The organism is uncultured Desulfobulbus sp. (assembly GCF_963662935.2).
In the GTDB taxonomy this organism is placed as follows: Bacteria; Desulfobacterota; Desulfobulbia; order Desulfobulbales; family Desulfobulbaceae; genus Desulfobulbus.
The window spans coordinates 929,926-948,109 of the sequence record NZ_CAXXTL010000002.1 but is presented as its reverse complement, the minus strand read 5'-3'; the positions used below and the strand labels follow the sequence as shown (position 1 = coordinate 948,109).

General features: G+C 54.8%; 14 protein-coding genes. 11 read left to right on the top strand and 3 right to left on the bottom strand.

Going from position 1 to position 18,184, the window contains the following annotated elements:
- The first annotated feature begins 2 nt into the window (after positions 1-2).
- Genes ACHZCX_RS08460 through ACHZCX_RS08450 form a run of 3 tightly spaced genes read left to right on the top strand, consistent with a single transcriptional unit; the run spans position 3 to position 3,385 of the window.
- Positions 3-1,451 (top strand): HAMP domain-containing sensor histidine kinase, encoded by a 1,449-nt coding sequence (locus tag ACHZCX_RS08460; protein WP_319586794.1) that lies wholly within the window; start codon positions 3-5, stop codon positions 1,449-1,451.
- Between the two features lies 1 nt (position 1,452).
- Positions 1,453-2,034, top strand: a complete 582-nt coding sequence (locus ACHZCX_RS08455; RefSeq protein ID WP_319586793.1) for a hypothetical protein — start codon at positions 1,453-1,455, stop codon at positions 2,032-2,034.
- Between the two features lies 1 nt (position 2,035).
- The gene (locus tag ACHZCX_RS08450) at positions 2,036-3,385 is read left to right on the top strand and encodes a sigma-54 dependent transcriptional regulator (protein ID WP_319586792.1); all 1,350 of its coding nucleotides are present in this window, start codon (positions 2,036-2,038) and stop codon (positions 3,383-3,385) included.
- Positions 3,386-3,469: 84 nt separating this feature from the next.
- Here the strand turns inward: ACHZCX_RS08450 and mutM are convergent, their stop codons facing one another.
- On the bottom strand, positions 3,470-4,321 hold the full coding sequence (gene mutM / locus ACHZCX_RS08445) for a bifunctional DNA-formamidopyrimidine glycosylase/DNA-(apurinic or apyrimidinic site) lyase (protein ID WP_319586791.1): 852 nt from the start codon (positions 4,319-4,321) through the stop codon (positions 3,470-3,472).
- Positions 4,314-5,264, bottom strand: coding sequence for a 4'-phosphopantetheinyl transferase superfamily protein (locus ACHZCX_RS08440; RefSeq protein ID WP_319586790.1), 951 nt, complete (start codon positions 5,262-5,264; stop codon positions 4,314-4,316). The genes mutM and ACHZCX_RS08440 overlap by 8 nt, the downstream gene beginning before the upstream one ends.
- On the opposite strand from ACHZCX_RS08440, the gene ACHZCX_RS08435 reads away from it, so the two are divergent.
- From ACHZCX_RS08435 to ACHZCX_RS08425, 3 genes are read left to right on the top strand one after another with little or no spacing between them, the layout of a single operon-like run.
- Positions 5,255-5,866, top strand: coding sequence for a CvpA family protein (locus tag ACHZCX_RS08435; RefSeq protein ID WP_319586789.1), 612 nt, complete (start codon positions 5,255-5,257; stop codon positions 5,864-5,866). The two genes, ACHZCX_RS08440 and ACHZCX_RS08435, sit on opposite strands and share 10 nt — an antisense overlap.
- Positions 5,867-5,888: 22 nt before the next feature.
- The gene (locus ACHZCX_RS08430) at positions 5,889-7,262 is read left to right on the top strand and encodes a phosphomannomutase (RefSeq protein ID WP_394708815.1); all 1,374 of its coding nucleotides are present in this window, start codon (positions 5,889-5,891) and stop codon (positions 7,260-7,262) included.
- 48 nt (positions 7,263-7,310) lie between these two features.
- Entirely contained in the window at positions 7,311-8,720 is a 1,410-nt protein-coding gene (locus tag ACHZCX_RS08425; RefSeq protein WP_319586787.1) for a mannose-1-phosphate guanylyltransferase/mannose-6-phosphate isomerase, read from the top strand.
- 32 nt (positions 8,721-8,752) lie between these two features.
- On the opposite strand, the gene ACHZCX_RS08420 is transcribed toward ACHZCX_RS08425, so the two are convergent.
- Positions 8,753-9,145, bottom strand: coding sequence for a PilZ domain-containing protein (locus tag ACHZCX_RS08420; protein ID WP_319586786.1), 393 nt, complete (start codon positions 9,143-9,145; stop codon positions 8,753-8,755).
- Between the two features lie 577 nt (positions 9,146-9,722).
- On the opposite strand from ACHZCX_RS08420, the gene ACHZCX_RS08415 reads away from it, so the two are divergent.
- The 5 genes from ACHZCX_RS08415 to ACHZCX_RS08395 all read left to right on the top strand — a co-directional run bounded on the left by ACHZCX_RS08415 (position 9,723) and on the right by ACHZCX_RS08395 (position 18,016).
- On the top strand, positions 9,723-10,943 hold the full coding sequence (locus ACHZCX_RS08415) for an ammonium transporter (RefSeq protein ID WP_319586785.1): 1,221 nt from the start codon (positions 9,723-9,725) through the stop codon (positions 10,941-10,943).
- A 63-nt stretch (positions 10,944-11,006) separates the two neighbouring features.
- Entirely contained in the window at positions 11,007-11,345 is a 339-nt protein-coding gene (locus ACHZCX_RS08410) for a P-II family nitrogen regulator (RefSeq protein ID WP_319586784.1), read from the top strand.
- Complete coding sequence (gene glnD, locus ACHZCX_RS08405) at positions 11,345-13,945, top strand: [protein-PII] uridylyltransferase (RefSeq protein WP_319586783.1); 2,601 nt, start codon at positions 11,345-11,347, stop codon at positions 13,943-13,945. Before ACHZCX_RS08410 ends, glnD begins: the two co-directional genes overlap by 1 nt.
- Before the next feature lie 101 nt (positions 13,946-14,046).
- On the top strand, positions 14,047-16,227 hold the full coding sequence (locus tag ACHZCX_RS08400; RefSeq protein WP_319586782.1) for a glutamine synthetase III: 2,181 nt from the start codon (positions 14,047-14,049) through the stop codon (positions 16,225-16,227).
- A gap of 460 nt (positions 16,228-16,687) precedes the next feature.
- Positions 16,688-18,016 carry a glutamine synthetase family protein gene (locus ACHZCX_RS08395; RefSeq protein ID WP_319586781.1) on the top strand — a complete coding sequence of 443 codons (1,329 nt, stop codon included), beginning with the start codon at positions 16,688-16,690 and terminating at the stop codon, positions 18,014-18,016.
- The last annotated feature ends 168 nt before the right edge of the window (positions 18,017-18,184 follow it).

The following is an 18,184-nucleotide window of genomic DNA, read 5'->3' as shown; positions in this document are numbered from 1 at the left end:
TTGTGAATCGATTATATCGTCCGCGTTCCTTTTTTTCCTTGTTATTGACCGGATTTATCTTTGTTGCTTTACCCTTGATCGTGGCCTTGGTCAGTTCCATTCAGATTCTTGATGGCTTGGTGCAGCAGGGTGCGGTGGCTGTGTTTCGGTCGGCCGGTAGAATTGACAGTTGCCGGAAGGTCGCCGATTTACTTCATCGCCAGGAAAGGGCAGCGCGATTGTACACAGTGTTGGGTGAGGCAGAACACTTGGAAGATGTCAACGGACGGCATTTGGAAGTAGAGGATCTGCTTCACCAGTTTGCCGGTCTCAATTCGGAAAACGAATTGGCCCCGCTGATTGCACAATTACAGGCCAAGGAGCGTTTTCTGGTCACGGCCTTGACGAACGCTTCCGGAGATTCTGTCAAGAGGAAAGGCGAACAGGAGGCCGCGCTTGGCGGCTACAGTGAAATCGGCGCGATTGTTTCGCAACTGGAGCGTCTGAGTAATGCCCTGATGATTCAAGAAGTTGATATCCTTAAGGAACAGGTGCAAAATAACAAGAACACCCTGGTCTGGCAGGTGTCGGGCTTGATCGGCTTTAGCGTGCTGTTAGTGGTGCTATTTATTTCGTTGATTAATAAGCCGGTTAGTCAATTGGACAGGGGGATAGAGCGGTTGGGCGAGGGCGATTTTGCCACGCCGATTGTTGTTTCCGGTCCTCGCGATCTCGAATCGATAGGAGCCAAGCTTGATTGGTTGAGGAAACGGCTCAACACTTTGGATCGGGAAAAAGTCAGGATGCTGGCCCATATTTCCCATGAATTAAAGACGCCCTTGTCTTCCATTAAGGAAGGGGCCGGATTGCTCAAAGATGGATTGGTGGGCCCTTTGAGCGACAATCAAGCTGAAGTGGTGGGCATCCTTGACAACAATTGCAACAAACTGCAGAAGCTTATTCAAAATATCCTGGATTTCAACATGGCACAAGCCAAGGAAGTACCGCTTGATATTCAGGATATTCGCATGGACGCCCTGCTTGTTGATGTAGCCGAAGACCATCGCAACGCCCTGCTCGCCAGAAACATCAATCTAACGACCGAACTGCTTCCGGTGAGCGTAAACGGCAACCTGAAACAATTGAAGACAGTAGTCGACAACCTGCTGGCCAATGCAGTGAAGTTCACCCCGGACAATGGCGAAATCGGCATCTTCATGAAAAAAAAGGCAAACACCCTGCATCTTGTCGTTGAGGATACGGGTCCGGGCATCAGCGAGGAAGATCGATCGCAGATTTTTTTGCCTTTTTTTCAAGGGGGACAGAAAAATCGGTCCGTTGTCAAGGGCTCTGGTCTGGGGCTTGCAGTCAGTAAGGAATATATTCAAAATTGCGGCGGTACGCTTCGATTGTTGCCCAGTGATCATGGGGCACGTTTTGAGGTCACCCTGCCGTGTTCGAAGGAAGTATGAAATGAAAACTTTGTGCCTTGTTCTGGTTGTCCTGTCTGCTTTGCTGATGAGTGGTTGTGCCGAGTATAGAAAAGCGGCCGATCAACCAAAGGAAAAAATTGTCGTGCAGGCAACGGACGCCGATACGATTCTCTCCTGCCTTGCAGGTGAGCAAAAGATGTCCCGCCAGGCGTTTAATGGTGCTTACAAAACGGCTTTTGCCAATGCTTCTCGCGATGAGAATGGTGAGGTACTCAGGCTGATCTGCTTGAGTCTGCATCAGTACGCCTCCTATAAACAGTTCAAGGAAGGGATGGATGCACTTTCATTGTACATCAAGGCGCATCCGGAGAGTGCTCCTGGCCTCCAGGGGGTTCATATGCTGATGCAGCGAATCGACCGGGAAAAGATAGGCAAATGGGCGCTCAGCAATAAAAATCTAGATGAAAAAGATGGGTTGGAGGCGGAAAACAAGGAATTGCTGGAGCGCAACGAGGTTTTGGAAAAAAGTGCCTCCAGCGATCAGGCGCGCATCAAAGAATTGCAAAAACAGATAGAACAGCTGAAAAACATTGAAAGTATAATCAAGAACAGGGAGCGGTAACATGGGGCGTCAATACAAGATACTTCTGGTCGACGATGAAACAGATCTGCTTCGCCTGTGGAGATTGCGCCTTGAAAGCAAGAATTATAAAGTCGCGGTTGCCGCCAGCGGGGAAGAGGCTCTGGCAACTTTTTCCGCCTTCAAGCCCGACGTGGTCCTGACCGATCTGCGGATGCCGGGAATCGACGGCCTGGCCCTGTTCGAGGCGATCCGTAATTTGAATAAATCGGTTCCCGTCATCATTATTACAGCCCATGGTTCTATTCCCGAAGCGGTCGAAGCGACAAGGCAGGGTGTCTTTTCGTTTCTGACTAAACCAATCGAAGGGGCGGCGCTCTTACTGGAAATAGAAAAGGCTATCGAGGCGACCGGAGGTGGGGTCGGCGAGGCCTCGGAAAACCGGGAAGAGTGGCGGCAGGAGATTATCAGTCAGAGTGCCGTCATGGAGGAACTGCTTTCCCGGGTCAAACTGGTCGCCGAAACCGATTCCACCGTGCTTATCCGGGGCGAGAGCGGCACCGGCAAGGAATTGCTGGCCATTGCCATTCACAAGGCCAGCAATTACAAAAAGGGGCCTTTTATTCCGGTTAACTGCACGGCGATCCCTGAGACCTTGCTTGAATCCGAGTTATTCGGGCATGTCAAGGGGTCGTTCACCGGAGCCGTGAAAAGCTACGCCGGTCTGTTTCAATCAGCGGACAACGGCACTCTCTTTCTTGATGAAATCGGCGATATGCCGCTCCACATCCAGGTCAAGCTGTTGAGAGTTCTTCAGGACCGGCAGATACGCCCGGTGGGCAGTTCCCGGCCGGTGTCGGTGAATGTGCGCATCATTTCGGCGACCCATAAAAACCTGGAAGAGGCTATCCTTGAAAATACTTTCCGTGAAGATCTTTTTTACCGGTTGAACGTGGTCAGCTTGGAATTGCCCCCCCTGCACAAGCGTAAGGAGGATATTCCGCTGCTGGCCGAACATTTTGTGACCATTCTCACCGAGAAAAATGATGGACAGGAGAAGCGGTTCACGCCGGAGGCAATGAAGATTCTCGTTGAGGCCCAGTGGCCGGGTAACATCAGGCAATTGTATAATGTGGTGGAAAATGCTGTAGCCCTGGCAACCTCATCGCTGATTACCGAGGATCTGCTTTATGACGCTATAAAGCAACACCAGCGAAAAATACTGCCGCTCTCTGAGGCACGAAGGCAGTTTGAGCAGCAATACCTTATCCAGTTGCTGCAAACAACACAGGGTAACGTTTCCCAGGCCGCCCGGCTGGCCCAGCGCAACCGAACGGACTTCTATAAACTGCTCAACCGGCATCACATTGTTCCTTCATTGTATAAGGATTAATGGTCAGGGGCACTGTCGCAATTAGGAAACATTAAAAAGCGATATTTAAAGAAGTGACGTGAAATCAACGAGAAGTGGTGTTGCTTAAGAGCGACAACGGTTGGGCGAGATCTGGCAGGAAGGGCAAAAATAGGTAGCTCTCCCTGCCAGAGTTGTTTTGACGATGGGTTGTGAACAGTGCGGGCAAGGGTAATCCTTGCGGCCATAGACCTTGAATTGCAACTGAAAATAGCCGGGGTGGCCGCTGGCGCCGAGAAAATCGGCAATGGTGGAGCCGCCGGCATCAATGGCCTGCTGCAAAATCCGTCTTCCTTCGGTTATTATTCCCTGCCACTCCTCACCCACCAATCGGCTGGCCGGGGTCAAGGGATGGATTCGGGCGGCGAACAGGATCTCGTTGGCGTAGATGTTGCCGATACCAGCGACGAGCCGGGCATTCATGAGCAGGGACTTGACCGGTGTCTTTCTTTTGACCGCGAGGGCGAGCAGGTGTTCAGTTTTGAACTCGGGGCCGAAAGGTTCGATGCCTTCCTTGGCGGAAAATTCGCGTTCATGTGCCTCGGCATGCGCTGCCGGCCAGACGATAAGGGCGCCGAATCTACGGCTGTCATTTAAGCGTAAATCCCTGGCGCTATCCAGCGACAGCACGAGATGGTCATGTTTGTGGGGTGCGGTGTCCACCCCGACCAAAGCAAGCTTGCCGGTCATTCCCAGGTGGATGACCAGGACTGATCCCCCCCCCATTCTCAGCAGCAGATACTTCGCTCTGCGATCAATAGTGAGAATTTCTTGACCAAGAATGTGCTCCTGAAGAAGCTGGCGTGGAATTGCTGTGCGTAAACGGTGCTCGCTCCAGGAGATATGGACAACCGTCTTGCCAGGCAGGTCTGCCAGCAATCCCCGTCGGGTGACTTCCACTTCCGGCAATTCAGGCATGTGGTTCTCCGGAGGCACAGGCGATGAGATGTTCATCAAGTTCCGCAATTCGAACCGTGGCCGAAAGAGCGGCGGGATGCGTCAGGCGACAATGCACGGTCCAGATTCTTTCGATCGGTTCGTACTTGGCTTCGGCCAGCTTGATTATCCCGAAAAAGGAAGGGTGATCAGCAAGCAGGCATTTTTTGACTGCTTCTTTAGCTGTCCAGAGCAGGCCCAACCGGGTGAGAGTATCTGTGATTGGGTGGAGCAGGCGCAGTTCTTCGTCTGATGTAAATCGTTCCTGAACCGCGGCCAGCTTCGGGGTTTTCTGTTGGATATCAATGCCGCAGTCACCTCTCTGGTGCACCAGGGCGGCTGCGTATCCCCGGCTGTGGGAGATGGAGATGGAGGCTGTAGGGTACTCAGTCAGCGGTATTGCCAAACGAGGGCGGCCATGGGTATCGGGCAGGATGGAATAGGTGGCATATAAATGCCGTCCCGATACGTCTTCGTTGAGGAGTCCGTGCAGGCAGTGTTTGGCGGCGAGGCGCCCGCCCAGCCATTCCAGTCGCCGCTTTGCATAGCGGAACCGCCGAAAGAGCTCAGTTTCGGCCGGCGAGAGCAGGGTGGTCAAAAAACTGAGCGCTTCGGCTTGTTCGATCAGGGGTTGTAGCGTATCCAGATCCAGGAGGGCAAGTTGGCAGTGTGTCGGTGCAAGCGGTTGCCAGCGTGCGGTCAATCTGTCCATGCCGGTAAAAAGGGGTTGGCAGGTTTTCGGGATATATTCCGGACAAATGCTTGTCATGACCCATGAATCCGGTATAATCCGTCCGCCCTTGGCTGCAGGATCCGCGTGGATCCGTTTCCTGGCCACGATGTAGATGCATCTGGCGGCAGCGGTCTCCGGTGAGGGGATCGTTTCTCTTTTCTCACTGTCTTGTTTACTTTCATATGCCAACATTCAATGATTTGACCTATTTCGATTTTCTGGTCGCCTTCCTTTTTCTATTTTTTTTCCTGCGAGGCGCTTGGATAGGGTTTGTTCGTCAGTTGGCCGCTTTTTTTGCCCTAGTGGGGGGGTACTATCTGGCCGGCCAGTATGCGGATAGAATTCTGCCCTGGACCGAAAAATTTGTCGACAATCCGAAGGTAACCTTCCTTGTCAGCTTTGCCATTCTTTTTCTTGCCGCCGCCCTTGTCTTTACTTTGATCGGCAAGGTGCTGCATCGCTTTTTGCAAATCACTCTGCTTGGTTGGCTGGACCGGCTTTCCGGCCTTGCTCTCGGTGGCATCAAGGCGGCGGTGGTCACCTCCCTGCTCTATATGCTGCTGGCTTCCAGTCTGTCGACAACCAACGATTTACTGCGCAAATCCTACAGCTCACCCTATCTGAAACAGGGATCGGAATTGTTGCGCTCACTCATTGATGATCCCCGTCTACGCAAATACTTTGTGCAGAAGGAGCCGGCCATTTTTAATGAACTGCTGCCGGAAAAAGTATTGGAAAAGAAGAATGAGCAGGCCAAGCCGGCGCAGCAGGAACGCGATCGGCGTTCCCCATAATCACAACCATACACCACTGACTATGAGCATTCCGTTTTCCTGTTTCACCGCCTACGATGTGCGCGGCAAAATTCCCGATGAATTCGACGAGCACATCGCCCTGCGGATAGCCTTGGCCTTTGCCCGGTTCTGCGATGTTCATACGATGGTCGTGGGCCGGGATATGCGGTTAACCAGCCCCATCATTGCCGAGACAATCATCGCTGGCCTGCTGGTGCAAGGTGTTGATGTCATCGATATTGGCCTCTGCGGAACAGAGGAGGTCTATCATGCGGTGTTCAGTGGAGCTGCTGCTGGCGTGGAGGGCGGCATTATGATTACCGCCAGCCATAACCCGGCCGAATATAACGGTATGAAAATCGTCCAGCGCGAGGCCCGACCGGTTTCCAGCGATAGCGGGCTTGTCGAGATAGCCCGAATGGCCGGAGATGCGGGGTGGGTGCAGTCCGTGATGGGCCACGTTGCACCGAGAAGGGGCACTTGCACGCAAGCTGCTGACAAGAAAGCCTACATTGACCATCTCCTGGCCACCGTTGATTGCCGGGTGATGCGGCCAATGAAGCTGGTGGTTAACGCCGGCAACGGCTGTGCCGGCCCGATCGTTGATCAGCTGGCACCCCATCTGCCGTTTGAGTTCATCCGTTTGCATCATGAGCCCGACGGCCATTTTCCCAATGGTGTTCCCAATCCCCTGCTCCCGGAAAAACGGGAGACCACAGCCCGTGCTGTTCGTGAGCACGGCGCCGATCTTGGCATTGCCTGGGATGGCGATTTTGACCGTTGTTTCCTTTATGACGAAACCGGCCGATTCATCGAGGGGTATTATATTGTCGGCTTGCTGGCGACCGCCATGCTCCGGCAGTATCCCGGCGCGACTATTCTGCACGATCCCCGCCTGGTCTGGAACACCCGGGAAATGGTTGTGTCGGCGGGGGGCAAACCGGTCCTGACCCGGACCGGTCACGCCTTTATCAAGGAAAATATGCGGGCTTTAGATGCGGTGTATGGCGGCGAAATGTCAGCCCATCATTATTTTCGCGATTTTGGCTACTGTGACTCGGGTATGCTGCCCTGGTTGCTGGTCTGCCGGCTGATGAGCCTTTCAGGTGCCAAGTTGTCAACGCTTTGCGACGAACGCATGGCTGCCTACCCGGTGAGCGGCGAGATCAACTCAAAGGTGCGGGATCCCGACGCGGTTATCGCCGAAATAGAACGGCTGTATGCAAATGGCGCACGGGACACGACCGACGGTATTTCTATCGAATATCCTGACTACCGTTTCAACCTGCGAAAATCAAATACCGAACCGGTGTTGCGGCTCAATGTCGAAACCCGTGGCGACCAAGTGCTTTTACAGCGGAAAACCGACGAGCTGTTGCAGTTGATCCGGTCATAACCCGAAACAACAGATTTTATTAACAGGACGAATACTTGAGGTGCGCTGATGGCAATTCAACCGATTATTTTGGCGGGTGGCACCGGTTCCCGGCTCTGGCCGCTTTCACGGGAACTCTATCCCAAGCAGGTGATCAGTCTGACCGGCGAATTGTCGCTGCTGCAGACCACGGTGCAACGGGTCGCTGCGCTCGAGGATGCTTTGCCGCCCATTATCGTGGTGGGTGAGGAGCACCGATTTTTGGCCAAAACCCAGGTGGAAGAACTCGACCTGTTTCGTGATTTTTGCATTCTGCTGGAACCGTGCGGTAGAAACACCGCGCCCGCCATTTGCGGGGCGGCTGCCTATGTGAGCAATCTGGGCCGGGGCGGGGATGTGCTTCTGGTGCTGCCCGCCGATCACCTGATCGTCAAGGCGGAGGAGTTTGCACAGGCAGTCCGCGAGGCAGTGCTGCTTGCGCAACAGGGGCAGATCGTCACTTTCGGCATTGTGCCCGATCATCCGGAAACGGGGTACGGGTATATTGCCAAGGGACAAGGCGGCACGGTCGAGAGTTTTGTGGAAAAACCCGATCTGGCCACCGCCGAGCGCTATCTTGCCAGCGGCAACTATCTCTGGAACAGCGGCATGTTCGCCTTCACGGCCGACACCCTCCTGGCGGAGCTGCAGGTCCACGCACCTGCCATTGTCGAGTGCATGGCCGAGTCCGTCGGCACGGGTAAAGTGGACGGTCTGTTTTTTCGATTGGGGAGTGAGGCCATGGCCACTTGCCCTTCGGACTCCATAGATTATGCCCTCATGGAAAAGACATCGAGGGCGGCTGTGGTCGAGGCCGATCTCGGCTGGAACGACATCGGTTCTTGGCTGGCGCTCTGGGAGGTCAGTGAAAAGGACGGGCAGGGAAACGCGGTGCGCGGTGATGTCTTGCTTGAGGATGTCCACAATTCATTGATCCGCGCCGAGCATACCCTGGTGGCGGCGATAGGTCTGCACGATACCATGGTGATTGAAACCGCCGATGCCGTGCTGGTGGCGCCCATGAATCGATCCCAGGATGTTAAAAAGATCGTCGATAAGCTGAAAAAAGACAAACGGGGCGAGTACCACGTGCATCGCACGGTCTTCCGGCCTTGGGGGAGTTATACCACCTTGGAAATGCAGGAACGTTTCCAGATCAAACGGATTACAGTTAATCCAGGGGCGCGATTATCGCTGCAAATGCATCACCATCGGCATGAACACTGGGTAGTTGTTTCCGGAACTGCCAAGGTGCAGAATGGCGAGCAAACTATTCTGCTCAAGGAAGACGAGGCAACCTATATCCCGAGCTGCACGGTACACCGCCTGGAAAACCCCGGAGTGATTCCTCTTGAGCTTATCGAGGTGCAGATCGGCAGTTATCTCGGCGAGGATGATATAGTCAGATTTGATGACGAATATGGCCGAGCTCCTGAGTGACGAGCTCGGGGTAAAGGACAGGGCATCACCTTTTACGGGTGGTCCCTGTGGATGGTCGACATAGGGTAATGGGCAATGTCTCCGGCATGCAGCTTATGAAAAGCGGCAACATAATTATCGAGCACGCGTTTGTCGTTGTCGGAGACATGAAAGAATTCAATGCCGTTTTCGTGCCGGCCAGATGAGCTGGATGTGTAAACAATCCTTCCCATCACATCAATAAGTTGTTCCTTGAGTCCTAAAGTTATCATCACCTGTTGCCCCTTGGGCAGCGGTATGTGCGTCTCCATTAATATCCCACCCTTGCTCACATTCAAGGTTCGAGCCATGGAATATTCACTTGGCCGCCCTTGCTCGTCTACAATAAGGTAATCAAGCAAATTAAGTGATTCCGGGCGAATATATCGTCTGCGTTCTGTGGTCATTCTTGTTCCTATGTGCAATATATGGGGATCCCTTGCGTGTTTCACAACCATTCGCGATCTTGTGTGCTGCTATCGGCGTAATGCGTTTGCTGTATGGTGAAAGATGTCTTTGTCGCCTTTAATTATAACACCTCACGAAAAAAGTGTACCTCCCGGATTTCCGTTTGTCAAATTGGGGATCCAGCAAATAGTTGGGCCGACATTTTTGTTCTTTAGCCATCTGTAATTTTCAAAAATGTATAATTTCCCAAATTTGATTCCTCTAATTTTTTAATATTGTTTCGTTATTTGAATGATTTGTCGTTATGTATGAATACTGGCCCGGTTTTTGTAAAAAAGGTGTTTGCGATGGCGCGTGCCCCCTCGGGATTCGTCGGGTTGCTGGCGCGGGTAGTGATCGAGGACCGTTAGCTTAAGATGGGTATGCGTGTGCTTCGGTTGTTAACTACTTTGAAAGTAGGATTTTATTTAAGACCTCTCGGCAATTGTTGAGAGGTTTGGGAAGGAATACTTGCCCCTTCTTTGTTAGGCTAAGTGAATTTTAATTTACAAATTTGTTTATACCAAGAGGGTGGAAATGATTAACGGTGCGGACACGGCATTTATTCTGGCGGCGGCGGGGTTGGTGTTGTTGATGACGCCCGGCTTGGCCCTCTTTTATGCCGGCATGGTGCGGAGCAAGAATGCGCTGGGCACCATTATGCAGAGTCTGATTTTGATCTCGCTCGTTTCGCTGGAGTGGGTCTACGTCGGATACTCCCTGTCCTTTGGCCCTGATATGAATGGTCTTATCGGTGATTTATCCTGGCTGGCCCTGAAAGGGGTGGGGACTGCCCCGAGCGCCACCTATGCGACCACCATTCCTCACTCTGTGTTCATGATCTACCAGTGCATGTTTGCCGTGATCACCCCAGCTCTGATAGCCGGGGCCTTTGCTGAGCGGGTGCGCTTTCCCGCCTTTGTCGTGTTCAGCCTGCTCTGGGCCATCTGTGTTTATAATCCGGTCTGCCACTGGATCTGGGGCAGCGGCGGTTGGCTCGCTAAACTGGGGGTGCTCGATTTTGCCGGTGGGCTGGTAGTGCATGCCACCTGCGGGGCTGCCGCCCTGGCTTCGGTAATAGTTATCGGGCCACGCAAGGGATACGGGCAGACCAATTTCATGCCGCACAATCTGCCTATGACCATGCTGGGCACCGGTTTGCTCTGGTTCGGCTGGTTCGGCTTCAACGGCGGCAGTGCTTTGGCGGCCAATGAGGTGGCGGCCACGGCTTTTGTGGCTACCCATCTTGCCGGAATGTCGGGGATGGCCATGTGGACGGTGATGGAATGGATTAAATTGGGTAAGCCCACCACTCTGGGAGCGGCTTCCGGAGCCATTTCAGGCCTGGCCACCATTACACCGGCCGCAGGTTTTGTTGGACCGAACGCCGCTATTTTTATAGGGTTGATCGCGGGAGTTGTCTGTTATCTGGCCGTCAACTTGAAAAGTAAATATAAGTTCGACGATTCTCTCGATGTGGTCGGCATTCATGGGGTGGGTGGGGTTACCGGCACCCTTTTGCTCGGAGTTTTCGCCTCCAAGGCCGCAAATCCGAACGGGGTGGATGGTTTGTTGGCCGGAAGCGGTGCCCAGTTGTGGGCTCAGCTTATTGGTGTCGGGGTGGTCTGTGGCTATGCTTTTGTCGTCAGTTGGATTATCCTCAAGGGCGTGCATATGGTTATGGGACTGCGGATCACCGAAGAGGCCGAACACCAGGGCCTCGACTATACCGAACATTCGGAAACAGCTTACAATTAAAGGCGAAAGTCTGCCTGGTAATCAACGGTCCGGATCGAACGAGACGTATGTGAGGAGTGAGCCATGAAAAAAATAGAGGCTATCATCAAACCCTTTAAGCTTGATGAAGTGAAGGATGCTTTGAACGGGATCGGCATCAAAGGGATGACTGTCTCCGAGGTTAAGGGTTACGGGCGGCAGAAAGGGCATACGGAAATCTACCGAGGTGCTGAATATGTGGTCGATTTTATACCGAAAATTAGACTTGATATCATTGTCCAGGATGAACAAGTCGATCAGGTGATTGAGACCATCCTTTCTGTGGCGAGAACCGGTAAAATCGGTGACGGCAAGATTTTCGTCTTACCGGTGGAAAGGGTTGTTCGGGTCCGGACCGGGGAGACGGGCAGCGAGGCCGTTTAATGCCATCGACGTTGCGACAGCAACAGGAAGCACTGGTCGATGCATGGCGGCAGGGACTCAGCGGCCAGGAAATATTGCACCGTTCAGCCGCGCTGGTCGACGAATTCATCGCTGACCGGTTTAACAACGCTCCGGCGGTGCACAAAGCGCGCGGTTCCATCGCGGTCATTGCCTTGGGTGGATATGGCCGGCGTGAGTTCTATCCCTATTCGGATATCGATCTGTTGCTGCTGCACGACTGGCGCTCGAAAAAGTCGATGCAGGCAGTGGCGGAGGCCCTGCTCTACCCGCTGTGGGATGAAGGGTTCGAGGTGGGGCAGAGTGTCCGCGGTGTCAAGGATGCGGTGCAGTTTGCCTTGGATGATTTTCATTTTCAGGTGGCTCTGCTGGATGCCCGCTTGATTGCCGGTTCCCCGGCACTCTTCAACGACTTGCGAACGCGGTACACCAAAAAGGTTGTTGACGGCCGCCGCCATGAGTTTGTCCGGACTATGGATGCCTTTAAGTTGGAGCGCTGGCAGAAATATGGCAGCCACACCTATCTGCTGGAACCCCATATTAAGGAAGGAAAAGGGGGGCTACGCGACATCCAGGCTATGTGCTGGGTCGCCAAGGGGGTTTTCGGCCTGCAGGATTTGGATGCCGTTCAGTCTTCAGGCATGCTGGAAGCCGCCAACCGTAGGGCCTTTGAGGATGCCTGGTCCATGTTGATCAAGATCCGAAACCGGCTGCACCTGCTCTGCCGCCGGAAAAACGATCACCTGATCTTCGAGTTTCAGCAGGAGACCGCTTCGGCCTTTGATTACCGGGACAAGGGCGGCCTACTGGGGGTCGAGCACTTTATGCGCGATGTCTATACCCATCTGCAGACGGTTTCCATGGTCACGGATTTGTTCTTTGAGCATGTGCACGAGGTCTTGGGCTTGACCAGCGGCTCAGCGGTGGAACAACAACTGGAGCGCTCCATTGTTATCCGCGGCGGCACCGTGCGGTTGACCTCACTGGAAGAGTTGGCGGAACGGCCCCTTCTTCTGATGCGGCTGTTTCTCCAGGCTGGGCGAGTAGGCTTGTCCCTCCATCACCGCACCCGGCAGATCGTGGCCAGTCATTTATCCCTGGTGGATGATCGTTTCCGCTCTTCAAAAAGGGTGGCCAGGGTCTTTTTGGAATTGCTGACCCAGGTCGACACCATTTTTCCGGTCCTGGAAACTATGCTGTCAACGGGGTTGCTGACGCGTTACATCCCTGAATTCGCCGGGGTGGAATCACTGGCGCAGCATGATTTGTATCATCTCTATACGGTCGACCGGCACCAGTTACAGGCCGTGGCCGAGTTAGGTTCCCTGCGAAAGAGCAGCCCGGAGTTGTTTGCCGAGATCAAGGAGATTGAAGTCCTCTATTTGGCCGCACTGCTCCATGACATCGGTAAGGGCAAGCGGGCCGACCATTCGGTGCTCGGGGCGGAAATGGTCGCCACCATCGGCCGCCGTTTGCAACTGTCGGAGGAGTCTTGCGAGGCACTGCAATTTCTTATTCGCTACCACCTGTATTTGCCGGAAAATGCGATGCGGCGCGATTTCAGCGACCGTGAATTTATCCGGCAGGCAGCGGAACTGATTGGCGATGCTGGGCGCCTGACCATGTTATACCTGCTGACCATCGCCGATTCCAAGGCAACGGGGCCATCTGCCTGGTCGGACTGGAAAGCCAGCCTGCTGTCAGAGTTATATCTGAGCATCAAGGCCTGTCTCGGCGGCAACTGTCATGTCGCTGGGGGCGAACCGGATGGGGACGAGCAGGGGGTCCGCTGGCTGCGGGATCAAATTTTAGCTTATCTGGACGGGCAGCCGACCCGGATAGATATCCACAGTCTGCCCGCCGACTATCTTCTGAGTTTCAGTCTGGAGGCCGTGCTGCAGCATCTGCGAGTGCACACGGACAAGGCGGCCCGCCTCAAACAGCAGGTTTTGCTCTTTCCGGAACCGGGCGGGCGGTCCTGGCCGCTGTTGATCATGGGGCCGGACAAGGTCGGCTTGCTGGCGAAATTTTGCGGTGTGCTTGCCCTGCACAATCTGACGGTTTTGTCGGCACAGATCTTCACCTGGCCGGACGGTACGGTGGTCGACACCCTCGAGGTTACCCCGGCTTTCACGCGGAGTTTTGAGGAAATGGATTGGCCGGCGGTGGAGCGGGATATGAATCTGGCGGTCAACTATCGCCTCGATGTTGGCTATCAGCTCCACGAACGAACCCAGCCCCAGAATTATGGCGGCACCCGACTGGTGCAGCAGTTGGAACGAAAGGTCATTGTCGATAACCAGATCTCGCAGCACTACACCCTTGTCGAGGTCTATGGCGGCGACAGCCGGGGCACCCTCTACCAATTGACCCAGACTTTGGCCGATTTCGGTTTAACCATTCACCGGGCACGTATTGCCACCGAAGTCGAGCAGCTGATTGATGTTTTTTATGTAAAAACCCAGGCAGGAGAAAAATTGTCTGATCCCAGTGTAATAGCCAAGGTGCGCATGACCCTCATGCACATCATCGGTGCGGCGGAGGCGGAACCCGAAACCGCAGGCCTTCCGCGCCACCTGTAGGAGCAACCGTATCCGGCAACGGCCGGGTTTTTTTATCAATTCACACACTAACTTCCGAGCTGTAGAAATTATCATCTTTAACCCTTTATGGAGCGTGCACTATGAGTGGAATCGAGGCCCGTCTGAACGCCATTTCGGCAATCATCAACTACCAGCCATCCCATGCCCCCCTGAATTTCAGCGAAACAAAACCCACCGACGTGTTTGGATCCAACGTCTTCAGTGACAAGATCATGAAGGAACGTCTGCCCAAGCATGTCTACAAGTCGTTGAAGAAAACCATCGACTTCGGCGAGAAATTGGATGCCTCCCTTGCCGATGTGGTCGCCAACGCCATGAAGGACTGGGCTATCGAGAAGGGCGCTACCCACTTCACCCATGTCTTCTACCCCCTAACCGGCCTCACCGCCGAAAAGCACGACGCTTTCCTCGTTCCCGACGGCGACGGCGGCGCCATGGCCGAGTTCTCCGGCAAGATGCTCATCCAGGGAGAGCCCGACGCCTCCAGCTTCCCCTCCGGCGGACTGCGCGTCACCTTCGAAGCCCGCGGTTATACCGCTTGGGACGTCACCAGCCCGGCCTACCTTCTGGCTAATCCCAACGGGACCTTCCTTTGCATCCCCACCGCCTTTGTCTCTTGGACCGGAGAGGCCCTGGACAAGAAGACGCCGCTACTGCGCTCCCTCCAGGCCCTGAACAAGCAAGCCAAGCGTGTGCTGAGTCTCTTCGGCGTCAACACCAAGCTCCCCGTGGGCTCCTACGCCGGCCCTGAGCAGGAATATTTCCTGGTCGACCGTAATTTCGTGTTCTCCCGTCCTGACCTGCTCATCGCCGGCCGCACCCTCTTCGGCGCTCCTTCCGCCAAGGGCCAGGAGTTCGAGGACCAGTACTTCGGCGTGATCCCCCGCCGCGTGCTCTCCTTCATGATGGAAGTCGAGCATGAGCTCTTCAAGCTGGGTGTGCCAGTCAAGACTCGCCACAACGAAGTGGCCCCCGGCCAGTTCGAAATTGCCCCCATCTACGAGGCCGGCAATTTGGCCACCGACCACAACCAACTGGTCATGACCACCCTGCGCACCGTGGCCAAGCGCTACGGCATGATCTGCCTGCTGCATGAGAAGCCCTTCTCCGGCATCAACGGTTCGGGCAAGCACCTCAACTACTCCTTAGGCAACGCAGAGTTGGGCTGCCTGTTTGATCCGGGCGACACCCCCCACTCCAATGCCCAGTTCCTGGTGTTCTGTGCCGCCGCCCTCCGCGCCCTGCACAAGCACGGCGCCCTGCTGCGCGCCACCGTGGCTTCCGCCTCTAACGACCACCGCCTGGGCGCCAACGAGGCCCCGCCGGCCATCATGAGCGCCTACCTGGGCGAGCAGTTGTCTGACGTGTTCGAGCAGATCAAGAAGGGCGAGGTCAAAGGGTCCAAAACGAAGGGCGTCATGAACATCGGCGTCGATACTCTGCCGCCGCTGCCAATGGATCCGGGCGACCGCAACCGCACCAGCCCCTTTGCCTTCACCGGCAACCGCTTCGAGTTCCGCGCCGTGGGCTCCTCGCACTCCATCGCCGGCGCCCAGGTGGCCCTGAACACGATGATGGCGGAATCGCTTGATTACGTGGCAACCGAACTGGAGAAGTTGGGCAAAGTAAACAAGACCCAGTTCAACGAAGGCGTGCAGAAGCTGCTCCAGAAGATCATGCAAGAGCACGACGCCGTGATCTTCAATGGCGACGGCTACTCCGAAGCCTGGCATAAAGAAGCGGCCAAGCGCGGACTGCCTAACCTGAAAACCACCCCCGAGGCCCTGCCGGTGCTCACCAGCAAGGATGTGGTGGCCCTTTTCACCAAGTATGGCGTCCTCTCCGAGGCCGAACTGAAGAGCCGCCAGGAGATTTACCTGGAGCAGTACGTCAAGACGATCACCACCGAGGCCAACCTGGTGATTCGCATGGCCCGCACCGTGATCTTCCCTGCGGCCATGCGCTACCAGGGCCAGCTGGCCGAGACCTGCGCCAGCCTCAAGGCCATCGGTCACGACTTTACGATGGCTACCCTTGAGGATGTCACAGACAAGTTGCGTGCCATGCAGTCCGAGGTGGATAAGCTGGAGAAGCTCCTGGCCCACGAAGGCGGCGACACCCTGACCCACGCTAAGTACATGTGCGACAAGGTGCTTCCCGCTATGCTGGCGGTGCGCGGCTACGCCGACACCCTGGAGTCCGTGGTGGCTGACGATCTGTGGCCGCTGCCCTCCTACCAGGAGATGCTGTTTATCCGCTGATCCCGGTTTCATCGCCAAAGCGTTCAAGGCCGCTCCCGACAGGGGGCGGCCTTTTTTTTCGCGCGAGACGTAAGCGCATCCTCCTCTCGTCAGTCAAAGCTCGCTTGAGGCCAACGCAGCCGAATTCGCCGGCTCCATTCCTTCCAGCGCGAAAGCCGAGACCAGACTGCGAACCACACCCCAACTCCCCTATTGGTGGTTGACCTGCTGGCGCAACTCTCGTACTGTATCTGCTGATTATGTTCGTGGATGGATCTTTTCCATATTTAAAAACGTCGTTCGCATATCGCCGCGAGAACGACAATTTTGTTATCGTTGCAGTTGCCGGTTTCATCTGAATGCCCATGGTTGACCGGTTGGCTTATGGAGCACCGCAAACCCAGCCGATCCCCTCAGCGTCTGCTGACCCTGGCTGAAGTTTGTTGGTAATCAGAATCCAAAAAGAATAAGGAGATGCGTTATGACCCGTGATGAAATAATGAAAATCATCAAAGGGAAGAATGTGAATTTCTTCCGCCTGCAGTTTGTCGATATTTTCGGAGCGATGAAGAATATCGCCATGCCGCGCAGCCAGATTGAAAAAGCGCTCGACGGCAAGATCATGTTTGACGGCTCTTCCATTGAGGGATTTGTCCGCATCAACGAGTCCGACATGTATCTCAAACCGGATTACGACACTTTTGTTGTCCTGCCTTGGCGCGAAAAAGATGGGAACAACGCTGCCCGTATCATCTGCGACGTCTACAAGCCGGACGGCACCCCCTTTGTCGGTTGCCCCCGCAACAATCTCAAGCGCATCCTGGCCGATGCCAAGGCCATGGGCTATACCATGAACGTCGGCACCGAGTGCGAATTTTTCCTGTTCCGGCGTGACGAGGATGGATTACCGACCACCATCACCGACGACGTCACCGGGTATTTCGATGTCGAGCCGGACGACTCCGGGATCGATTGCCGCCGCAAGATCATCCAGACCCTTGAGGCCATGGGCTTTGAGATCGAGGCCTCGCACCATGAAGTTGCCGAGGGGCAGCACGAGATCAACTTCAAATATGCCGACGCCCTGACCGCCGCCGACAACACCGTCACCTTTAAGTGGGTTGTCCGTTCGATCGCTGCCGAGTTCGGTCTGCACGCCACCTTCATGCCCAAACCCGTGTTCGGTATCAACGGTTCCGGCATGCACACCAACCAGTCCCTGTTCAACCTCGATGGCACCAACGCCTTTTTCGATGAGAAAGGGCCGCTGCAGTTGAGCGAGGTAGCCTATAAATACATCGCCGGCATCATGAAGCACGCCAAGGGGTTCGCCGGGATTACCAATCCGCTGGTCAACTCCTACAAGCGTCTGGTCGCCGGTTACGAGGCTCCGGTCTATGTGGCCTGGTCTGCCTCCAACCGTTCCGCCCTCATCCGTATCCCAGCCTCTCGCGGTCTGGGTACCCGGACCGAGGTGCGTTGCCCGGATCCCACCTGCAACCCCTATCTGGCCTTTGCCATGATGCTCAATTCCGGTCTGGACGGCGTTAAAAACAACCTGCCGGTACCGGATTCGGTCAATGTCGACATCTTCGAAATGACTGCTGCCGAGAAAGAGGAAGCCGGAATAGCCAGCCTGCCGGCAAATCTGTATGAGGCCATTCAGGAGCTCAAGGCTAATCCGATCGCCAAGGACGCCTTGGGACCCCATATCTTGGGCAAATATATTGAAGGCAAGGAAAAAGAGTGGGATACTTTCCGCATGGCGGTAACTGATTGGGAGTTGGACAACTATCTGAGCAGATATTGATTAACCGAATAGGTTAACCTTGTTGGTCAAAGGGTATTCCTTACGGGAATGCCCTTTTTTGTTACCGGGATGCGTGGCAAGGAGAAGGTCGTTTCCTGAAAAAGGAGGCGGCCTTTCGTGTTTCCGGCAGCCAAGAGAGTTTCCTGGTGCTGCGGGTAGCTTTCATCC

Coding starts and splice junctions, on each gene's coding strand:
- ACHZCX_RS08455 (WP_319586793.1), top strand. CDS start 1,453: ATGAAAACTTTGTGCCTTGTTCTGGTTGTCCTGTCTGCTTTGCTGATG.
- ACHZCX_RS08450 (WP_319586792.1), top strand. CDS start 2,036: ATGGGGCGTCAATACAAGATACTTCTGGTCGACGATGAAACAGATCTG.
- mutM (WP_319586791.1), bottom strand. CDS start 4,321: ATGCCTGAATTGCCGGAAGTGGAAGTCACCCGACGGGGATTGCTGGCA.
- ACHZCX_RS08435 (WP_319586789.1), top strand. CDS start 5,255: ATGCCAACATTCAATGATTTGACCTATTTCGATTTTCTGGTCGCCTTC.
- ACHZCX_RS08440 (WP_319586790.1), bottom strand. CDS start 5,264: ATGTTGGCATATGAAAGTAAACAAGACAGTGAGAAAAGAGAAACGATC.
- ACHZCX_RS08430 (WP_394708815.1), top strand. CDS start 5,889: ATGAGCATTCCGTTTTCCTGTTTCACCGCCTACGATGTGCGCGGCAAA.
- ACHZCX_RS08425 (WP_319586787.1), top strand. CDS start 7,311: ATGGCAATTCAACCGATTATTTTGGCGGGTGGCACCGGTTCCCGGCTC.
- ACHZCX_RS08420 (WP_319586786.1), bottom strand. CDS start 9,145: ATGACCACAGAACGCAGACGATATATTCGCCCGGAATCACTTAATTTG.
- ACHZCX_RS08415 (WP_319586785.1), top strand. CDS start 9,723: ATGATTAACGGTGCGGACACGGCATTTATTCTGGCGGCGGCGGGGTTG.
- ACHZCX_RS08410 (WP_319586784.1), top strand. CDS start 11,007: ATGAAAAAAATAGAGGCTATCATCAAACCCTTTAAGCTTGATGAAGTG.
- glnD (WP_319586783.1), top strand. CDS start 11,345: ATGCCATCGACGTTGCGACAGCAACAGGAAGCACTGGTCGATGCATGG.
- ACHZCX_RS08400 (WP_319586782.1), top strand. CDS start 14,047: ATGAGTGGAATCGAGGCCCGTCTGAACGCCATTTCGGCAATCATCAAC.
- ACHZCX_RS08395 (WP_319586781.1), top strand. CDS start 16,688: ATGACCCGTGATGAAATAATGAAAATCATCAAAGGGAAGAATGTGAAT.